This is a genomic window from Sorangium sp. So ce1335 (assembly GCF_051521615.1).
In the GTDB taxonomy this organism is placed as follows: Bacteria; Myxococcota_A; Polyangia; order Polyangiales; family Polyangiaceae; genus Sorangium.
Genome location: NZ_CP150363.1, coordinates 133813 through 150755, shown reverse-complemented (window position 1 = coordinate 150755; position 16943 = coordinate 133813). Strand labels below are relative to the sequence as shown.

The 16943-nt window shown below is 74.8% G+C and carries 13 protein-coding genes and 1 pseudogene; 9 read left to right on the top strand and 5 right to left on the bottom strand.

Going from position 1 to position 16943, the window contains the following annotated elements; translation table 11 throughout:
* Positions 1–20: 20 nt before the first annotated feature.
* Positions 21–932: a LysR family transcriptional regulator gene (locus WMF24_RS00545; RefSeq protein ID WP_437734371.1), complete on the bottom strand. Its 912-nt coding sequence runs from the start codon at positions 930–932 to the stop codon at positions 21–23.
* A gap of 226 nt (positions 933–1158) precedes the next feature.
* Between WMF24_RS00545 and leuC the strand changes: the two genes are divergently transcribed.
* The 5 genes from leuC (at position 1159) to WMF24_RS00520 (ending at position 7430) form a co-directional block, all read left to right on the top strand.
* Positions 1159–2568: a 3-isopropylmalate dehydratase large subunit gene (gene leuC / locus WMF24_RS00540; protein ID WP_437734370.1), complete on the top strand. Its 1410-nt coding sequence runs from the start codon at positions 1159–1161 to the stop codon at positions 2566–2568.
* Between the two features lie 27 nt (positions 2569–2595).
* Positions 2596–3213: a 3-isopropylmalate dehydratase small subunit gene (gene leuD / locus WMF24_RS00535; RefSeq protein ID WP_437734369.1), complete on the top strand. Its 618-nt coding sequence runs from the start codon at positions 2596–2598 to the stop codon at positions 3211–3213.
* Between the two features lie 296 nt (positions 3214–3509).
* Positions 3510–4055 carry a hypothetical protein gene (locus WMF24_RS00530; RefSeq protein ID WP_437734368.1) on the top strand — a complete coding sequence of 182 codons (546 nt, stop codon included), beginning with the start codon at positions 3510–3512 and terminating at the stop codon, positions 4053–4055.
* Positions 4056–4610: 555 nt separating this feature from the next.
* Entirely contained in the window at positions 4611–6194 is a 1584-nt protein-coding gene (locus WMF24_RS00525; protein WP_437734367.1) for a hypothetical protein, read from the top strand.
* 309 nt (positions 6195–6503) lie between these two features.
* Positions 6504–7430 carry a fibro-slime domain-containing protein gene (locus WMF24_RS00520; RefSeq protein WP_437734366.1) on the top strand — a complete coding sequence of 309 codons (927 nt, stop codon included), beginning with the start codon at positions 6504–6506 and terminating at the stop codon, positions 7428–7430.
* Between the two features lie 98 nt (positions 7431–7528).
* Here the strand turns inward: WMF24_RS00520 and WMF24_RS00515 are convergent, their stop codons facing one another.
* Genes WMF24_RS00515 through WMF24_RS00500 form a run of 4 tightly spaced genes read right to left on the bottom strand, consistent with a single transcriptional unit; the run spans position 7529 to position 10881 of the window.
* Entirely contained in the window at positions 7529–8269 is a 741-nt protein-coding gene (locus WMF24_RS00515) for a lycopene cyclase domain-containing protein (protein ID WP_437734365.1), read from the bottom strand.
* A gap of 13 nt (positions 8270–8282) precedes the next feature.
* The gene (locus tag WMF24_RS00510) at positions 8283–9194 is read right to left on the bottom strand and encodes a prenyltransferase (RefSeq protein ID WP_437734364.1); all 912 of its coding nucleotides are present in this window, start codon (positions 9192–9194) and stop codon (positions 8283–8285) included.
* Positions 9191–9925, bottom strand: coding sequence for a ferrochelatase (locus WMF24_RS00505; protein WP_437734363.1), 735 nt, complete (start codon positions 9923–9925; stop codon positions 9191–9193). Before WMF24_RS00505 ends, WMF24_RS00510 begins: the two co-directional genes overlap by 4 nt.
* The gene (locus WMF24_RS00500; RefSeq protein WP_437734362.1) at positions 9922–10881 is read right to left on the bottom strand and encodes a prenyltransferase; all 960 of its coding nucleotides are present in this window, start codon (positions 10879–10881) and stop codon (positions 9922–9924) included. The genes WMF24_RS00505 and WMF24_RS00500 overlap by 4 nt, the downstream gene beginning before the upstream one ends.
* 375 nt (positions 10882–11256) lie before the next feature.
* On the opposite strand from WMF24_RS00500, the gene WMF24_RS00495 reads away from it, so the two are divergent.
* The 4 genes and pseudogenes from WMF24_RS00495 (at position 11257) to WMF24_RS00480 (ending at position 16935) form a co-directional block, all read left to right on the top strand.
* Positions 11257–15045 carry a UvrD-helicase domain-containing protein gene (locus WMF24_RS00495; RefSeq protein WP_437734361.1) on the top strand — a complete coding sequence of 1263 codons (3789 nt, stop codon included), beginning with the start codon at positions 11257–11259 and terminating at the stop codon, positions 15043–15045.
* A 36-nt stretch (positions 15046–15081) separates the two neighbouring features.
* A pseudogene (locus WMF24_RS00490) lies at positions 15082–15327 on the top strand (Uma2 family endonuclease); the annotation flags it as partial.
* Positions 15328–15415: 88 nt separating this feature from the next.
* Entirely contained in the window at positions 15416–15718 is a 303-nt protein-coding gene (locus WMF24_RS00485) for a Uma2 family endonuclease (protein WP_437734360.1), read from the top strand.
* Positions 15719–15930: 212 nt separating this feature from the next.
* On the top strand, positions 15931–16935 hold the full coding sequence (locus tag WMF24_RS00480) for an Rpn family recombination-promoting nuclease/putative transposase (protein ID WP_437734359.1): 1005 nt from the start codon (positions 15931–15933) through the stop codon (positions 16933–16935).
* The last annotated feature ends 8 nt before the right edge of the window (positions 16936–16943 follow it).

Here is a 16943-nt window from a genome sequence, read left to right as displayed (position 1 = left end):
CCGACGCGCGCCGCCCGGCGCTAGTCGCCGACGAGCGCCCGCGTCCTTTGCTCGGCGCGGCGCCCCTCGGCGGCGAGGCGCTCGATGAACCGCTCGATGATCGGGCTGCGCCGGAAGTTCTCGCGCGTCATCAGCTCGACCGGCAGCGGCTCCACCTCGGCGACCTCCACGTCGAGCCGCGAGCGCGCCACCTCGGTCAGCGCGAGCGCCGGCGCCAGGCCGATGCCGAGCCCGCCCGACACGTACGACACGAGCAGCGACACGCTCGACACGTCGATCGTCGAGACCGGCCGGATCCGCTCGCGATCGAGGTACGCGTCGAGCATCCGCCGGCCCACGCTGCCGGGCGCGAGCCGGAGCAGCGGCTCGCGCCGGAGCCGCTCGCCGAGCGGCGGCGCCTCGCCCTTGAGCCGCGGCCCCACCCAGAGGAACGGCTGCACGAACAGCGGCTGCCGCACGAGGTCGCCCCCCGCCGACGACGCCGACGCGAGCCCGAGGTCCACCTCCCCGCGCTCCACCCACCGCGCCGCGTCCACCGAGTTCGCGGTCGTGATCGCGAACCGCACCGGCGCGCGCTGCTCGAGCATCTGGCGGATCACCGGCACGAGCAGCCCCTTGCCGAGGTAGTCGCTCGCCGCGAGCCGCAGCGTCGCCGACGACTCCCCCGAGAGCTCCGACAGGAGCTCGAACACCCCCTCCGCCTGGTCGAACAGCCGCGTGATCGCCCCGAGCGCCGCCTCGCCCGCCGGGCTCAGCCGCACGCCGCGCCCGTCGCGCTCGAACAGCGCCACCCCGAAGTGCTCCTCCACCCGCCGCACCTGCTGGCTCACCGCCGACGGCGTCTTGTGGAGCCGCCGCGCCGCCTCGGCGACCGAGCCCGACCGGGCCACCAGCAGCACATCCTCGAGCGCGGGCAGGAGCGACGCGTCCATGTAGCGCTACTTAACCCATCGTGAAAAAAGTTTCATTCGACTTAATGCTCCCCTTCCCGCATAGTCCTGCCGCTAGCCCGACGCTGCGCCGACGTCGAGCGCGCCGGCCGCCTCCCATGGAGGCCGCCTGCGCGCTCGGCGTCGGCCGACGTCGGCCCGCTGGCGCCCGGTCCGCTCCGCACGCCGTCCCCTTCAGCCGCGTTCAGCCGCGCCCCGAGAGGCCATCATGGGTAAGAGTCTCTATGACAAGGTTTGGGACCTCCACAAAGTCCGCACGTTGCCGAACGGCGAGGACCAGCTCTTCATCGGCCTTCACCTGATCCACGAGGTGACGAGCCCCCAGGCGTTCGGGATGCTCCGCGACCTGAGCCTGCGCGTGCGCATGCCCGAGCGGACGTTCGCCACGCTCGATCACATCGTCCCCACCGACAACCGCAAGCGGCCGTTCAAGGACTCGCTCGCCGAGGGGATGGTCGACGCGCTGAAGAAGGCGTGCACGGAGCAGGGCGTCACCTTCTTCGATCTCGAGTCCGGCCGGCAGGGCATCGTCCACATCATCGGCCCCGAGCTCGGCCTCACGCAGCCCGGCATGACGATCGCGTGCGGCGACTCGCACACCTCGACGCACGGCGCGTTCGGCGCGATCGCGTTCGGCATCGGCACGACCCAGGTGCGCGACGTGCTCGCCACGCAGACGTTGAGCCTCCAGCGGCTCAAGGTCCGCCGCATCCAGGTCGACGGCAAGCTCGGCCCGGGCGTCTACGCGAAGGACATCATCCTCGAGATCATCCGCCGGCTCGGCGTCTCCGGCGGCACGGGCTACGCGTACGAGTACGGCGGCTCGACCATCGAGGGCTTCTCGATGGAGGAGCGGATGACCCTGTGCAACATGTCGATCGAGGGCGGCGCCCGGGTCGGCTACGTCAACCCGGACCAGACGACGTTCGATTACATCAAGGGTCGTCCGTACGCCCCGGCGGGCGAGGCGTGGGACAGGGCGCTCGAGTACTGGCGCTCGATCGCGTCGGACGCCGACGCGCAGTACGACGATGTCGTCCGGATCGACGCGAGCGAGATCGCGCCGACGGTCACCTGGGGCATCACGCCGGGCCAGGCGATCTCGGTGAAGGAGAGGGTGCCGGCGGCCGAGGACGTGGCGAACGAGTCCGAGCGGGCGCTCATCCGCGAGGCGCTCGAGTACATGCGGCTCGAGGGCGGCAAGCCCATCGAGGGGACGAAGATCAACGTCGCGTTCATCGGCAGCTGCACGAACGGCCGGCTGTCCGATTTCCGGGAGGTCGCGCGGCGCATCCAGGGGCACAAGGTCGCGCCGCACGTGCGCGCGCTGGCCGTGCCCGGGTCGATGGATGTCGCGCGCGCGGCCGAGGCCGAGGGGCTCGACAAGGTCTTCCGCGAGGCGGGCTTCGAGTGGCGCGAGCCTGGCTGCTCGATGTGCCTGGCGATGAACCCCGACAAGCTCGTCGGCGACGAGCTCTGCGCCTCCTCGTCCAACCGCAACTTCAAGGGCCGGCAGGGCAGCCCCACCGGCCGCACCGTGCTGATGAGCCCCGTGATGGTCGCCGCCGCCGCCGTGCGCGGCGAGATCGCCGACGCCCGTGACGTGTTCGGAATCTGACGACGCTCGCACCCGAGGGAGATCCAGATGGCACTCGACTTGATCCAATCCGTCACCGGCCGCGCCGTCCACGTTCCGGGCGACGACATCGACACGGACCGCATCATCCCGGCGCGCTTCCTCAAGTGCGTCACGTTCGACGGCATCGGCGAGCACCTGTTCCGCGACGTGCGCTTCGACGAGCGCGGGCAGAAGCGGGAGCACCCGCTGAACGACCCGCGCTTCTCGGGCGCGACGGTCCTCATCGCCGACCGCAACTTCGGCTGCGGCTCGTCGCGCGAGCACGCGCCGCAGTCGATCGCCAAGGCCGGCTTCAAGGCCGTGATCGCCGAGAGCTTCGCCGAGATCTTCTTCGGCAACTCGACGACGCTCGGCATCCCCTGCGTCTCGGTGAGCCGCGAGCACCGCGCCGCGCTCGCCGCCCGCGTGAACGAGGACCCGTCGACGCTCGTCACGGTCGACCTGAAGGAGCAGGTCGTCCGGGCCGGCGACCTCACGGTGCCCTTCACCATCAAGCCCGGCGCGCGCGAGTCGCTGATCCGGGGCACCTGGGACCCGATCGCCCAGCTCCTCGAGGGCGCCGACGAGGTCCAGAAGGTGGCCGCGCGCCTGCCTTACATCCAGCAGCGCGCCGCCGCGCAGTAGGCGCCGCCCGCCGCCCTGCAGCGCGGCCCGCGCGCTCCCTCGCGACGCGGCTGCGTTCTTCCCCCTGCCCCCACCTCGCCCCGGTCGCGGCGTTCTTCGTCGGACGGCGCCGCGCGCCGGCGCCGCGTCGGACGGCGCCGAGCGTCGCGCGCCGGCGCCGCGGAGCGGCACGCCGCCTGGGGCGCCGGCTCAGCGCGACACGCAGCCGGCCGCCTCCCCCTGGCTCATCTCGTACGGAAGTGAACCACGGGGACGCCGAGCTTCTTTATTCTCTGTGCCTCTGCACGGAGGAGCTCATGAATCGACATCGCTCATCCACGTCGATCCCGGCCCTGCTCGCCAGCCGGGCGGGCGCCAGCGCCCTCTTCGCCGCCGTCGTGTCGGGCATCGCCGCGATGGCGAGCGCCTGCGGGTCGACGACGGTCCCCCCCGATCCTGCCGAGGGCGCCGGCGGGGGCGCGGGCGGGCCGGGCGCCACCAGCATCAGCGTCGCCATCGGCGGCTGCTACGACGCGTTCAACGGCGGGTGCGGTATCCCGGACGACCCCGCGACCCGCGAGCAGGGCTCGCTCCCCGCGGAGGCGGGCTGTGCCACCTGCTCGATCCAGACGAGCTGCGCCGCGGAAGACCAGGCGTGCACCGCGGACGCCGACTGCGACGCCCTGCGGAGGTGCGTCGTCGCGTGCGGCGCGTCCTCCTGCATCGCGCAGTGCGCCGAGGAGCACCCGGCGGGCGCGGCCACGTACCGCGCGCTGCTCGCGTGCGGGTACTGCAACTGCACCCTGACCGGCGTCTGCTCGGACGAGATGGCGGCAGCGACCCCGCCGATCGCGTGCCCTTGATCCCGGCCCGCCGGCAGCGTCGGCCAGCACGGGCCTGAGAGACCGCGCGCTGGCGCCTCGCCGCGCCCGGTGAGCGCTCCGCTCGGCAGGTGACCGGCGCGCCGGGGCGGATCCCCGCCCCTCTCCACGAGGCACCACCCGGCACGACAGGACCCCACGCGGTCCACGGCGCAACGCCGCCTGCCAGGTGGATTTTCTTTTGTCCATCCCGGCATTTAGGAGCCGGCACAGCCCGGTGGCGCACCTGGCCCAACGTGGCACGATAGCGACGCCCGCCGTCACACGGCGGCCCTGGCGGGCGCTGCGGCGGCCGCGGCGGAGGCAGCGCGCGGACCCGGGCGCCGGCGGAAAGCGCCGGGATCGGCGGCTGCCGGCGCGCGGAGGAGCGCCGCCGGGCGGCCGGACGGGCGTGGCATGTCAGGTGCTTTATGTCCGGACGAGCTCTCCGGGTCGGCGTCGAGCAGCCGCGGAGCAGCAGCGCTCCGCACGTCGCGGCGCAGAGCCATCGTTGCTTGATCGCGTGTCTGTCACAGGCGCGCAGGACGGAGTACACCCATGCGATTCGCGATCTTCTCCTCCCTTATCTCGCGTTCGTCGACCGCGCGCGCCTCGCTTCAGGGGCTCATGGCGCTCTCTGCGCTCGTGGTGCTCACCGGCGCCAAGGGGCAGGGCTGCGGCGGGGTGGAGGTGCCCGAGCCGCCTCCCGAGCCCGACTGCGGACCAGGCTTTCACTGGGAGACGGTCTGTTCGCCGTGCGACATCGGCGAGATGTGCGAGGCGCAGTGTGTGCCCGACGACACCTGTCCTCCCGGGTGGCTCGAGCAGACCACCTGCGGCGGCGGCGTCACCACCGTCACCACCTCCGTGGGCCAGGGCGGCTCGGCCGGCGGCGTCGGCATGCCGGTCCCTCACGATCCGGGGTGCTGGACCGAGTGCGTGCCGCCGCCGATGTGCCCGCCGGGCACGGTCGAGCAGGTCGTGTGCGGCGGCGGCAGCGCGACGAGCAGCACCACCGCGAGCGTCGGCAGCGGCGGCTGGGGCAGCGCCAGCGTCGGGGTCGGCGGCGGCTGGGATGGCGCCGCCGACGCAGCGCCGCCCCCCGACATGTGCTGGACCGAGTGCGTGCCCGTGCCCTACTGCCCGCCCGGCACGAGGGCGCACACCGTCTGTGAGGGCAGCTCCAGCGTCTCGAGCACGAGCAGCGTCGGCGTCGGCGGCTCGGGCGGCGCCGGCGGCGCCGGCGGCACGGGCGGCGCTGGCGCGTGGGACGGCACGGGCGGCGCTGGCGCGTGGGACGGCACCAACGGGCTCGCGGCCCCGCCCTACCCCACCGGCGGCGGCTGCCGGACCGAGTGCCTCCCCGTGGAGCCCTATTGCCCGCCGGGCACGCGGGAGCAGACCGTCTGCGACGGCGACGTCATGGTCGGCAGCTCGAGCAGCAGCGGCACCGGCTACGGCAGCGGCACCGCCGGCACCGCCGGCACCGGCTACGGCAGCGGCACCGGCTACGGCGCCGGCGGCGCGTACCCCGGCGGCGGCTGCTGGACCGATTGCGTGCCCGTGGAGCCCTATTGCCCGCCGGGCACGCGGGAGCAGACCGTGTGCAGCGGCACGGTCGGCAGCGCGGGCAGCACCGGCACCGGCTACGGCACCGGCGGCAGCGGCGGCGCGTACCCCGGCGGCGGCTGCTGGACCGAGTGCGTGCCCGTGGAGCCCTATTGCCCGCCGGACACCGTCCTGACGACCGTCTGCGAGGACCCGATGCCCGGCACGAGCGCCAGCAGCGGCGGCTACGGCGACGGGGCCTTCGAGGCCCCCATGCCCGGCACGAGCGGCAGCAGCGGCACCGGGTACGGCGGCAGCGGCGGCGCGTACCCCGGCGGCGGCTGCTGGAACGAGTGCCTCCCGGTGGAGCCCTACTGCCCGCCGGGCACCACCGAGCAGAAGGTCTGCTCCGGCGTCGGCGGCGACACCGGCGCGGGCGGCAGCGGCGGGCACGCGGTCGAGTGCTGGACCGAGTGCCTGGAGGAGCCCACCTGCCCCCCCGAGGCGATCAAGCGGACCATCTGCGAGGAGCCGAGCGGCACCGGCGGCTTCGGCCCGGTCTGCCGGACCGAGTGCGTCCTGATGCTGCCGTGACGCGGCGGGCGCGATCGACCCCTCCCGCCCGCGGGCGGGGTCGATCGCGCGCCAGCGGCGCTCGCGCCCTGGAGCGCCGCCGCTCCGGCGCGAGGTGAAGCGACGACGCGGAGAGCGCCGGTGGAGAATTCCAGCTCCCCTGGCGCTCTTCGCGTGTCAACGCGATCGAATTCTTCCCGTATCAGCGCGATCGAACGAGGACGCCGCGGCGCCGCTGCGCGGGCGCTCCTGCGCCCGGAGCGGCGTCGCCGGTACGATTTCGCGAAGGACGACCCGGCCGATCGCATCCAGGGACCAGGAGGCGGTTCCATGAGCCCGGCCCACCACGCGACGTCCCTCTGCCGGGTCTTCAGGCGGCCCATGGCCCTGCTGCTCCTCTCGTCCGCAGCGCTCCCCCTCGGGGGGTGCCCGCCCCAGGACGCCATCATCGCCCACGCGGACGACGCGACGTCGCCCCCCGGGGAGCCCGGCCTCCCCGACGACGAGCTCGGCGAGGGCGAGCGCCCGGAGAACGCCGACGGCGGCCCGCCCGGCGCGGACGGCGGCAGCGGTGACGGCGACGACGAGGAGGCCGGCGACAACGGCCTCGGGCCTCCCGACGACCCCTCCGCGGTCCTGTGCACGGCGAGCTTTCCCATGGTCGTGCGGGACTTCCCCAGGGAGCACCCGGATTTCGGCCCCTCCCAGACCACCGACGGGAGGAAGGTCGAGCTCAAGAGCGAGCTCGAGAACGGCAAGCCGATGGCCGCGGAGACGGCCGCGGACGGCCTCGCTCACGACGACAGCTTCAACGAATGGTTCCGGGACAAGCCGGGCGTCAACATCTCGTTCGACCGGCAGATCCACCTCGACCTGTGGAGCAGCGGCGGCCACCTGGGCGGCAGGGATTTCTACCACGTCGACGACCTCGGCTACGGCAACGAGGGCGACGCGCACAACTTCGGATTCACGGTGGAGTTCGAGGTGCCGTTCACCTACCGGAGGGGGAGCTTCTTCTCCTTCGACGCGAGCGATGATGTCTGGATATCGATCGACGACACCATCGTGGCCAGCCACTCCGTGCGCGACGGGGTGAACGGCAAGACCGTGCGTCTGGACGACGAGGCCGCGAGGCTCCACATGAAGCCCGGGTCGGAGCACACGCTCAAGGTCTTCTACGCCGAGCGAGACGGCCGCTCGTCGGTGTTCCGGCTGAACACGGTGCTCGACATCCACTGCGAGCCGATCCCCCAGTGAGCCGCAGCGCGCCCCGGCGTCAGCCGGCGCGGCGTCAGCCGGCGCGGCGTCAGCCCGCCCGCAGCGTCAGCCGGCGCGGCGTCAGCCCGCCCGCAGCGTCAGCCGGCGCGGCGCCAGCCCGCCCGCGGCGCCGGGCGAGCCGCCTTCGCGTACCTGAAGTCGAACGCCCACGCCGGGAACACCGTGCCCGCGAAGCCCGCGCCGAGCCCGTAGAGGATCTCGTCGAGCGGGACGCCGAGGAGCGCCCTGCCCGGCAGCAGCACGCTGGGCCGCCAGGTGCGCGCGAACACGCCGGGCACGAGCGCCGCGAAGACGAGGCACAGGCCGAGGTAGATGGCCGCCGACAGGAGCGCGCCGAGCAGGCTCGGGACGAGCAGGTCGGCGCGCGCCGCGAGGAGCGCCGCGGCGACCCCCGCCATCGCCGCGACGGCGGCGTAGAGGATGGGCACCCCGGCAGCGAGCAGCGCCCCGGCCGCCGCGAGCGTGAGCGCGATGGCGGCCGCCGCCCTCCACCAGGTTCGCGCCGCCGCCCCCGGCGCCGCCGGCGAGGCGCGGGGCACCGGCGTCCGGCGCAGCACGACGGCATACGCGGTCGAGGAGAAGGCGCTGAGCCCGACGAGGAACAGCACGTCCTCGACGCCGAACCCGATCGTGTCGGCCAGATCGAACAGGAACTTCGGCGTCCAGTACGCCGGATAGAACAGCCGCTCTGTCGCGGCGAACGGCAGCGAGGCGAGCGCCACCCGCTTCATCAGGCCGCGCAGGTCCGGGCGCGCGAGCCAGACGACGCCCCCCGGCACGAGGAAGAGCAGCGAGAGCACCAGGAACTCGTGGGCCATCGCGCCGCCCTCCTCACCGCGCGGCGAACACCAGCCGCGCCGTGACCGCGACGAGCGACAGCGTCGCCGCGCCCGCGGCCGCCACCCGGACGAGCAACCGGCGCGAGCCGGGCGGCGCCGGCCGCGCCAGCAGCACGACGAGCGACGCCGCCGCCGGCACGAGGAGCCACGCGCCGGGGCGCAGCCCCGCCGCGCCGAGGCCGATCGGCGCGAGCGCGAGCGACAGCCCGTTCAGGAGCACGACGCACAGCGCGGCCCGCTCCCCGCCCACGCGCACGGGCAGCGTCCGCTTGTCGCTCGCGCGATCCGAGGGCTCGTCGGGGAGCGCCGTCGCGATCGCGCAGCCGAGGTGGCTCGGCAGCAGGAACGCGAGCAGCGCGAAGGGGAACCGCTCGAGGTCGCCCCCCTGCGCGACGTAGCCGTAGAGCGGCAGGACCGCGCCGACGCCCACCATCTGGAGCAGCTCGCCGCCGCCGCGGTACGAGAGGCGGAGCGGCGGGTAGCTGTAGGCCCAGAGCAAGAGGAGCGCCGCGATCGCGAGCGGCACGAGGAGCGGGGCCGACCGCGCCGCCGCGAGCCACGCCGAGACGGCCACGAGCGCCGCGGCGCAGGCGACGGCGGCGGCGCCGAGCGCGCGCGGCGAGAGGCGCCCCTCGACGAGCACGCGCGAGCCGCCCGAGAAGGGCGTGGCGGTGCGGTTGTGGCGGTCGGTCTCCTGGTCGGCGACGTCGTTGGCGTAGACGATGAAGAGCTGGTCGAGGAGGCCGAACAGGTGGACCGCCGCGAGCGTCGCGAGGTCGAGCGGCCGGCCGGATGCGCGCGCGCCGAGGAGCTGCCCGAGCAGCAGCGGGAGCGCGATCGTCGGCTGCGAGGCGAGCCGCGACGCCCGGAGCCAGGCCCGGAGCGCCCCCGGCCCGGCGCTCATCGCCTGTCGCCCCGCGACAGGCCGAGGCGGTCGGCCAGCTTGGCGCGCAGCTCGGTGAAGGGCAGGTCCCAGCGGCGCTCGCCGTCGAGGCGCCAGGCCTTGAGCGGGAGGAGATCGACCTGGGCGAGGAGGTAATGGATCTGCGACTCCTCGCGCGGCTCGCGGATGAACGAGAACGGGTTGCGGAACTCCCGGCCGTTCAGCTGCGCGTACTTTCGATCGTTGCTGGCCACGAGCTCGAGGAGCGCCCTCTGCCGGTCGTCGAGGTAGTCGAAGAACGCGAGGTCGAACGGCCCGACGCCCGCGCGCTCGTCCGGCTTGCGCATCACCCAGCGGGCCCAGTCGTAGCCGTAGAGGAAGTCGTGCGCGTAGCGGAAGCGCAGCTTCGACTTGTTGCCGAAGCCGACGCAGAGCGACACGACGCGCCGGGCGAAGTCGCCGATCGCGGGCGCGCTCCCGGCCTGCCACAGGCAGCAGGCCAGGTAGTCGATGTCCCAGAAGATGTTGTCGGGGAAGTTGTCGGCGACCGCGCAGATCACCTCGCCGAGCGCGCTGGCGAAGGCGCGCGCGCGCCCTTCGTCGTCGCTGCCGTCCACGATCTGCTCGACGAGCGCGACGGGGGTGGGCGCGCACGACCGACCCGGGGCGACCGACGCCCGCGCGCCGAGCAGCGGCGTGAGGCGCGCGAGCTCGTCGCGCGCGTCGCCGGGGAGGACCGGGCTCCCGCTCACGTCGGCCCCCCGCCGGCGCGGAGCCCGGCGGCGAGCACCGCCGCCGCCAGCGCGGCCGTCCCCCACCAGATCGCGCGGTGCAGCTCGCGCTTGTAGGCCGCCTGCGCGGCGAAGGCGTTGGTCACCGCCGCCGGGCTCTTCCGGACGCCCCGCGCCCGGAAGTAGAGCGCGATGGACGCCGCGGGCGCGACCGACCAGGGCGGCGGGGCGGCGCCGCCGAGGAGCGACGCCGCGGGCCAGAGGGCCGCGCCGAGGCCGAGCAGGGCCTCCGCGGCCCTCCGCGTCGCCGCGTTGCCGAGGAGCGTGGCGACCGTGCGCTTGCCGCCGGCGCGGTCGCTCTGCTCGTCGGACAGCCCGCTGGCCAGGGCGCTCGCCAGGGCGCAGAGGAGCAGGCCCGGCAGGAGCGCGGCGAGCCACGGCGGCGCCCACGCGCCGCACTGGGCGTAGGCGTGCAGGAGCGGGAGGACGCCGCCGACGCCGGCCATCTCGAGGAGCTCGCCGCCGCCGCGGTAGTTGAGCCGGAGCGGCGGCAGCGTGTAGGCGCCGAAGACGAGGAGGGCGAGCGCCGTCAGGGGGAGCAGGAGCGGGCGATCCAGGGCGACGCCGGCTCCCCAGGCGACGAGCAGCGCGGCGGCGCCCGCCCCGAGGCCGGCGAGGAGGAGGGCGCGGGCCGGGAGGATGCCGTCCGGGATGGTCTTTGGCGAGCAGCCGTCCGGGAACATGCGCCGCTTGATGGCGTCGACCTCGCGGTCGCCCCAGTCGTTGAGGAGCACGATGAAGGCGACGTCGGCGACCGTCCACAGCGCGCCGAAGGCGAGCGCGCCCGCGTCGATCCGGCCGGCGACGGCCGCGCCGACGGCCTGTCCGCACAGGGCGGGGACGAGCACCTTGGGCCAGCTCGCGGGCTTGAGCGCATACCGCCACCGCGCTCCAGGGCTCATCGACTCGACGCGCATGGATCAGGTTCTCCTGCTGCTAGCACAAGAACCTCCGCGCTTTGCGGGCCACATGAGATCGGTCCGCGACGGGGGGCGCCCTGCGCTGGACGGCGCGGCGCCGCAGGGCCGCCCCGCGCCTGGGAGCGACGCCGCGGTGCGGCGTTTCCTTCGCCGCCGATCTGCGCCACCTTATCCCCGACTCCCGGACTCCCCGACGGCCTCGACACGCGACCTCGTGCGGTACGCCCCCCTCCCCTCCCAGAGCCCCGCCGGCGCGCCCCCGCGCCGCGCTCCCGAGCCGCGCCCCGCACCCCTGCGCCGCGCTCCCGAGCCGCGCCCCGCGCCCGCGCGCCGCGCTCCCGAGCCGCGCCCCGCGCCCGCGCGGAGGCGCCCGTGAGCGCGGGCGCGGCCTGGGCGCGCGGCGCGCGGGAGCTCGCGGACGAGCCCGCCCGCCGCCGCATCCGCGAGGACCTCCGGACGACGCTCGTCGTCGAGGCCGCCGCGGGCACGGGCAAGACGACGGCGCTCGTGTCGCGGATCGTCGCCGTGCTGCGGAAGGCGCCCGAGGAGGGCGGCGGGACGCTCGATCGCATCGTCGCGGTCACCTTCACGGAGAAGGCGGCGGGCGAGATGAAGCTGCGCCTGCGGGCCGAGATCGAGCGGGCGCGCGGCGACGCGAGGTCCGGCCCGGCGGAGCGCGCGCGGCTCGACGAGGCGCTCGCGCACCTGGAGGCGGCCCGCATCGGGACGATCCACTCGTTCTGCGCCGACCTCCTGCGCGAGTGGCCGGTCGAGGCGCTGGTCGACCCGCTGTTCCAGGTCGCGGCCGCGGAGCAGGCCGAGGCGCTCTTCGATCAGGCCTTCGACGCCTGGTTCCAGCGCACCCTGAACGACCCGCCCGAGGGCGTGCGCCGCGTCCTGCGCCGGCGCCCGCGCGACGGCGCGCAGGGCCCGCGCGACCTGCTCCGGAGCGCGGCGTGGAAGCTCGCCGAGCACCGCGACTTCACGCGCCCCTGGCGCCGCGATCCGTTCGACCGCGAGCGCGCCATCGACGAGCTCATCGATCGCCTCGCGGCGCTCGCGGACCTCGGCGCCGAGGCCGACAGGGAGGGCGACTACCTCGCGCAGAGCCTCAGGAACCTCGACAGGTACCTCGCGGAGCTCCGCCGCCGCGAGGAGGTGACGGGCGGGCGCGATCACGACGGGCTGGAGGCCGAGCTCGGCGAGATCGCCCGCTGGAAGGAGTGGCGCTGGAAGGGCTCGGGCAAGGCGTTCGGCGCGGATCTCTCGCGCGCCGAGGTGCTCGCGCAGCGCGACCGGGTGAAGGACGAGCTCGACGCCGTGCTCACGGCCGCGAGCGCCGACCTCGCGGCGTGCCTCTCGCGCGAGCTCCGGCCGCCGATCGAGGCGTACGACGCGCTCAAGGCGCGCGCCGGCAAGCTCGACTTCCTCGACCTGCTCCTCTGCGCGAGGAACCTCCTCCGCTCGAGCCGCAGCGTCCGCGAGGAGCTGAACCTGCGCTTCTCGCACCTCTTCGTCGACGAGTTCCAGGACACCGACCCGCTCCAGGCGGAGATCCTGCTCCTGCTCGCGGCCGACGACCCGGCCGAGGCCGACTGGACGCGGGCGCGCCCGGTGCCCGGGAAGCTGTTCGTCGTCGGCGATCCGAAGCAGTCGATCTACCGCTTCCGCCGCGCCGAGGTCGCGCTCTACGAGGCGACGAAGGCGCGGCTCGTCGCCTGCGGCGCGAGCGTGCTGTACCTGTCGACGAGCTTCCGCAGCGCCCCGTCGATCCAGGAGGCCGTCAACGCGGCGTTCGCGCCGCTCATGCAGGGGGGCGACGGCGAGGGCGCGGCGAGCCAGGCGCGGTACGTCGCGCTCGAGCGGTTCCGGGACGACCCGGAGGGGCAGCCGACGGTGATCGCGCTGCCGGTGCCGCGGCCGTACGGCGACTACGGCAAGATCTCGGATTTCCGGGTGCGGCAGTCGATCCCGGACGCGGTGGGGGCGTTCGTCCACCACCTGATCCACGCCGGCCGGGGCTCTGGCGCGGGCGAGCGGCGCTGGACGGTGACCGAGCGCGAGCGCCCGAGCCAGCGGGTGCCGCTCGAGGCGCGGCACATCTGCCTCCTGTTCAAGCGCTTCCAGACGTTCGGGGAGGACGCGACGCGCGCGTACGTGCGGGCGCTCGAGGCGCGGCGGATCCCGCACGTGCTCGTGGGCGGGCGGTCGTTCCACGATCGCGAGGAGGTGATGGCCGTGCGGAGCGCGCTGCTCGCGATCGAGTGGCCGGACGACGAGCTCAGCGTGTATGCGACGCTGCGCGGGCCGCTGTTCGCGCTGACGGACGACGTGCTGCTCCTGTACCGCGACCGGTTCCAGCGCCTGCACCCGCTGTTCGCGCCGGACGAGGCCGCGCTGGATCTCGCGGTGGAGGGCGGGGCGCGGCCGCTCCGGGAGGTCGCGGAGGCGCTCGCGGTGCTCGGGCGGCTGCACCGCGAGCGCAACCGGCGGCCGATCGCGGACACGATCGGCGGGCTGCTCGACGAGACGCGCGCGCACGCGGGCATCGCGATCTGGCCGACGGGGGAGCAGGCGCTCGCGAACGTGCTGCGGGTGATGGATCTCGGGCGGCGGTTCGAGGCGGGCGGGGCGACGTCGTTCCGGGCGTTCGTCGAGCGGCTCGAGGCGGACGCGGAGCGGGGCGAGGTGGCCGAGGCGCCGGTCGTCGAGGAGGGGACGGAGGGGGTGCGGATCATGACGGTGCACCGGGCCAAGGGGCTCGAGTTCCCGGTGGTGATCCTGGCGGATCCCGCGTCGCCGGCGGTGTACCAGAACCCGTCGCGGCACGTGGATCCGGCGCTCGGCCTGTGGGCGGAGCCGATCGCGGGCTGCGTGCCCGCGGAGCTCGTCGAGCGCCGCGACGAGGTGCTGCGCCGCGATCGCGAGGAGGCGGTGCGGCTCGCGTACGTGGCGGCGACGCGGGCGCGCGAGCTCCTGGTGGTGCCCGCGGTGGGCGACGCGCGGCCCGGGGACGGCTCGAGCGACGGCTGGCTCGACGTGCTGCACCCGGTGCTCTACCCGGCGCCGCGCGAGCGGCGGAGCGCGCGGCCGGCGGCCGGCTGTCCGCCGTTCGGGAGCGACACGGTGCTGGAGCGCCCGGCGCGGTGCGAGGCCGACGAGCGCGACGCGGTGGCGCCCGGGGAGCACACGCCGATGGCGGGGTCGCACCGCGTCGTGTGGTGGGATCCGGCGACGCTCGAGCTGGATCGCGAGCCGGAGGCGGGGCTGCGGCAGCAGCGGATATTGCAGGCGGACGCGAGCGGCGCCGGGGCGGCGGCGGGCGCCGGCGTGGCGGGCGCGGGGGCCGGCGCGGCGGGGGCCGGCGCCGCGGCGGCGGGAGCCGGCGCGGCGGGGGCCGGCGCCCCGGCAGGGGCCGGGGCACCGGCGAACGGGCGGGCGCTGGGCGGAGAGCTCGGGCAGCGCGGGCACGAGGTGTGGCAGGAGGCGCGGCAGCGGGCGATCCGCGACGGCTCGGTGGCGGCGGTCCGCGTGAAGACGGCGACGGAGATCAGCCACGAGGCGGCGCGGGCGGCGGCCGAGGAGGCGACCGCCGGGGCGGCGGGCGCCGCGGGGCCGACGGGCGGCGGCGGGGCGGTGCGGGAGAAGCGGGCGGACGCGCTGCCGGTGATCTCGTTCGAGCAGACGGCGATCGCACGCGAGGGCCGGCCCTACGGCAAGCGGTTCGGGACGCTCGTGCACGCGGTGCTGGCGGAGGTCGACCTCCGGGCCGGCGAGGACGAGGTGCGGGCAGTGGCCACCGCGCAGGCGCGGCTGCTCGGCGCGCCGGCGGAGGAGCTCGACGCCGCGGTGGCGGCGGCGGTCGCGGCGCTCGAGCACCCGCTGCTCCGGCGCGCGGCGGAGAGCGCGGCGCGCGGCGCGTGCGAGCGGGAGACGCCGCTGCTCCTGCGGCTCGAGGACGGGACGATCGCCGAGGGGGTCGTCGACCTCTCGTTCCGGGAGAGCGTGGGCGACGTGGGCGTCTGGACCGTTGTCGATTTCAAGACCGGCTCGGACGCGGGCACCGCGCACGCGGCGCAGGAGGCGCAGGTGCGGCTCTACGTGCAGGCGATCGCGGAGGCGACGGGAGAGAGGGCGAGAGGGGTGGTGCTAAGGGTGTGAGGGGCGCGCGTCGCCTGGGCGGGCGCCACGGGTGGTATGATCGGCCTCATGGGTTCGAGGTCGACCGCGGAGATCCTCCAGCCTGAGCCGATGACGCTCGAGCAATGGGCCGACCTGGACGAGGACGAGCCCGGCGAGCTGGTGGATGGCCGCCTCGTGGAGGAAGAGGTTCCGACGACGCTGCACGAGGCCGTGGTGAGCTGGCTGATCGAGGTGCTGCGCGCATGGGCTCGGCCGCGGGGCGGCTGGGTGTTCGGGTCGGAGCACAAGCTCGCCGTGTCGGCGCAACGCGGACGCAAGCCCGACGTGTGCATGTACGCCCCTGGCACGCGCCTTCGAGGCCGCGACGCGCTCTCCCGGATCCCCCCGGGTGGTGGCGGTCGAGGTGCTCTCGCAGCGGGCGCGCGACGTGCGGCGCGACCGCATGGAAAAAGCGATCGAGTATGCGCGGTTCGGGGTGCGCTGGTACTGGCTGGTGGATCCCCCTGCGCAGCTCGTCGAGCTGTACGAGCTCGGGCCCGATGGGCGTTACGTCCATGTGCTCCCGGCCTCGCAGGGCAAGGTGCGCGTGGAGGGCCTGGATGGGCTGGAGCTCGATCTCGATGCGCTGTGGGCCGAGGTGGCGCCGCTCATGGACGACGAGGAGACCGGGGCCGAGCGCGACGACGGGTGAACGGGACCGCGTCGGTCCGTCGCCGCCCGGGCGAGGGCGCCATCGCGAGCGCGGAATGCGGCCCGGAGACAGTCCCCGTGGCCCGGATCCCGCTCGCATCATCCTGACGCGAAAGCCCATCTCAGGCGAGATCCCAGATCATCCGGCAGCCCTCCCCGGAACTCAGAGATGGAGCCCCGCCGCCGCGCGCCGTGCCCGCGGGGTGACATCCCATGACGCCGACCCCTCACGACGCCCTGTTCAAGTCCACATTCAGCCAGCCCGAGCACGCCGCCGCGGCGCTCCGTCAGGTGTTACCCGCTGCCCTGGCCGCCCGCATCGATTTCGCGTCGTTGGCGCTCCAGTCCGGCAGCTTCATCGACGAGGAGCTCGCCGCGACCCACAGCGATCTGCTCTTCTCCGCCAGGCTGGCGCACGCGCCGCTGTTCATCTACGTGCTCTTCGAGCACCAGAGCACGACGCACCCGCTGATGGCGTTTCGGCTGCTCGAGTACATGGTCCGCATCTGGAAGGACCACCTGGAGCGCCACCCCAGATCGACGCGTCTTCCGGCCATCCTGCCGGTGGTTCTGCACCACAGCGACGCCGGCTGGACCGCGGCGGTCGCGTTCCAGGACCTGATCGACCTGCCGCCGGAAATGCTGCGGCTGGCGGCGGAGTACGTGCCGCACTTCCGTTTCGTGCTGGACGACATCAGCGCGGAGACGGACGAGGCGCTGCGGGCGCGGGCGATGACGGCGCTGGGGCGACTGGTGCTCTGGTGCTTCCGGCATGCCCGCCGCCCCGAGGAGCTCGTGGCGCGGCTGTCCGGCTGGTACGAGGTGGTCCGGGAGGTGCGCGGCGCGCCCGGCGGTGGGGCTGCGCTGTCGCGCGTGTGGCGGTATATCTTGAACATCGCCGACCCGGTCCGGCCGCGGGAGCTGCTCCAGCGGCTGCTCGTGGCGGCGGGGCCGGAGGCCGAGGAGGAGATCGTGACCATCGCAGACTACCTTCGCGAGCAGGGCCGCCTTGCGGGCGAGCGGGAGGGCCGCCTCGCGGGCGAGCGGGAGGGCCGCCTGGAAGGGCAGCGAAGCACGTTGCTGAAGCAGCTCCGGCTGCGCTTCGGCGAGCTGCCGGAGCCGGTCGTGGCGCGCGTCCGCGCCGCCGACGCCGCGCAGATCGAAGGCTGGACCGAGCGCATCCTCACCTCGCCCACCCTCGACGACTGCCTGACGTGACGCTCACG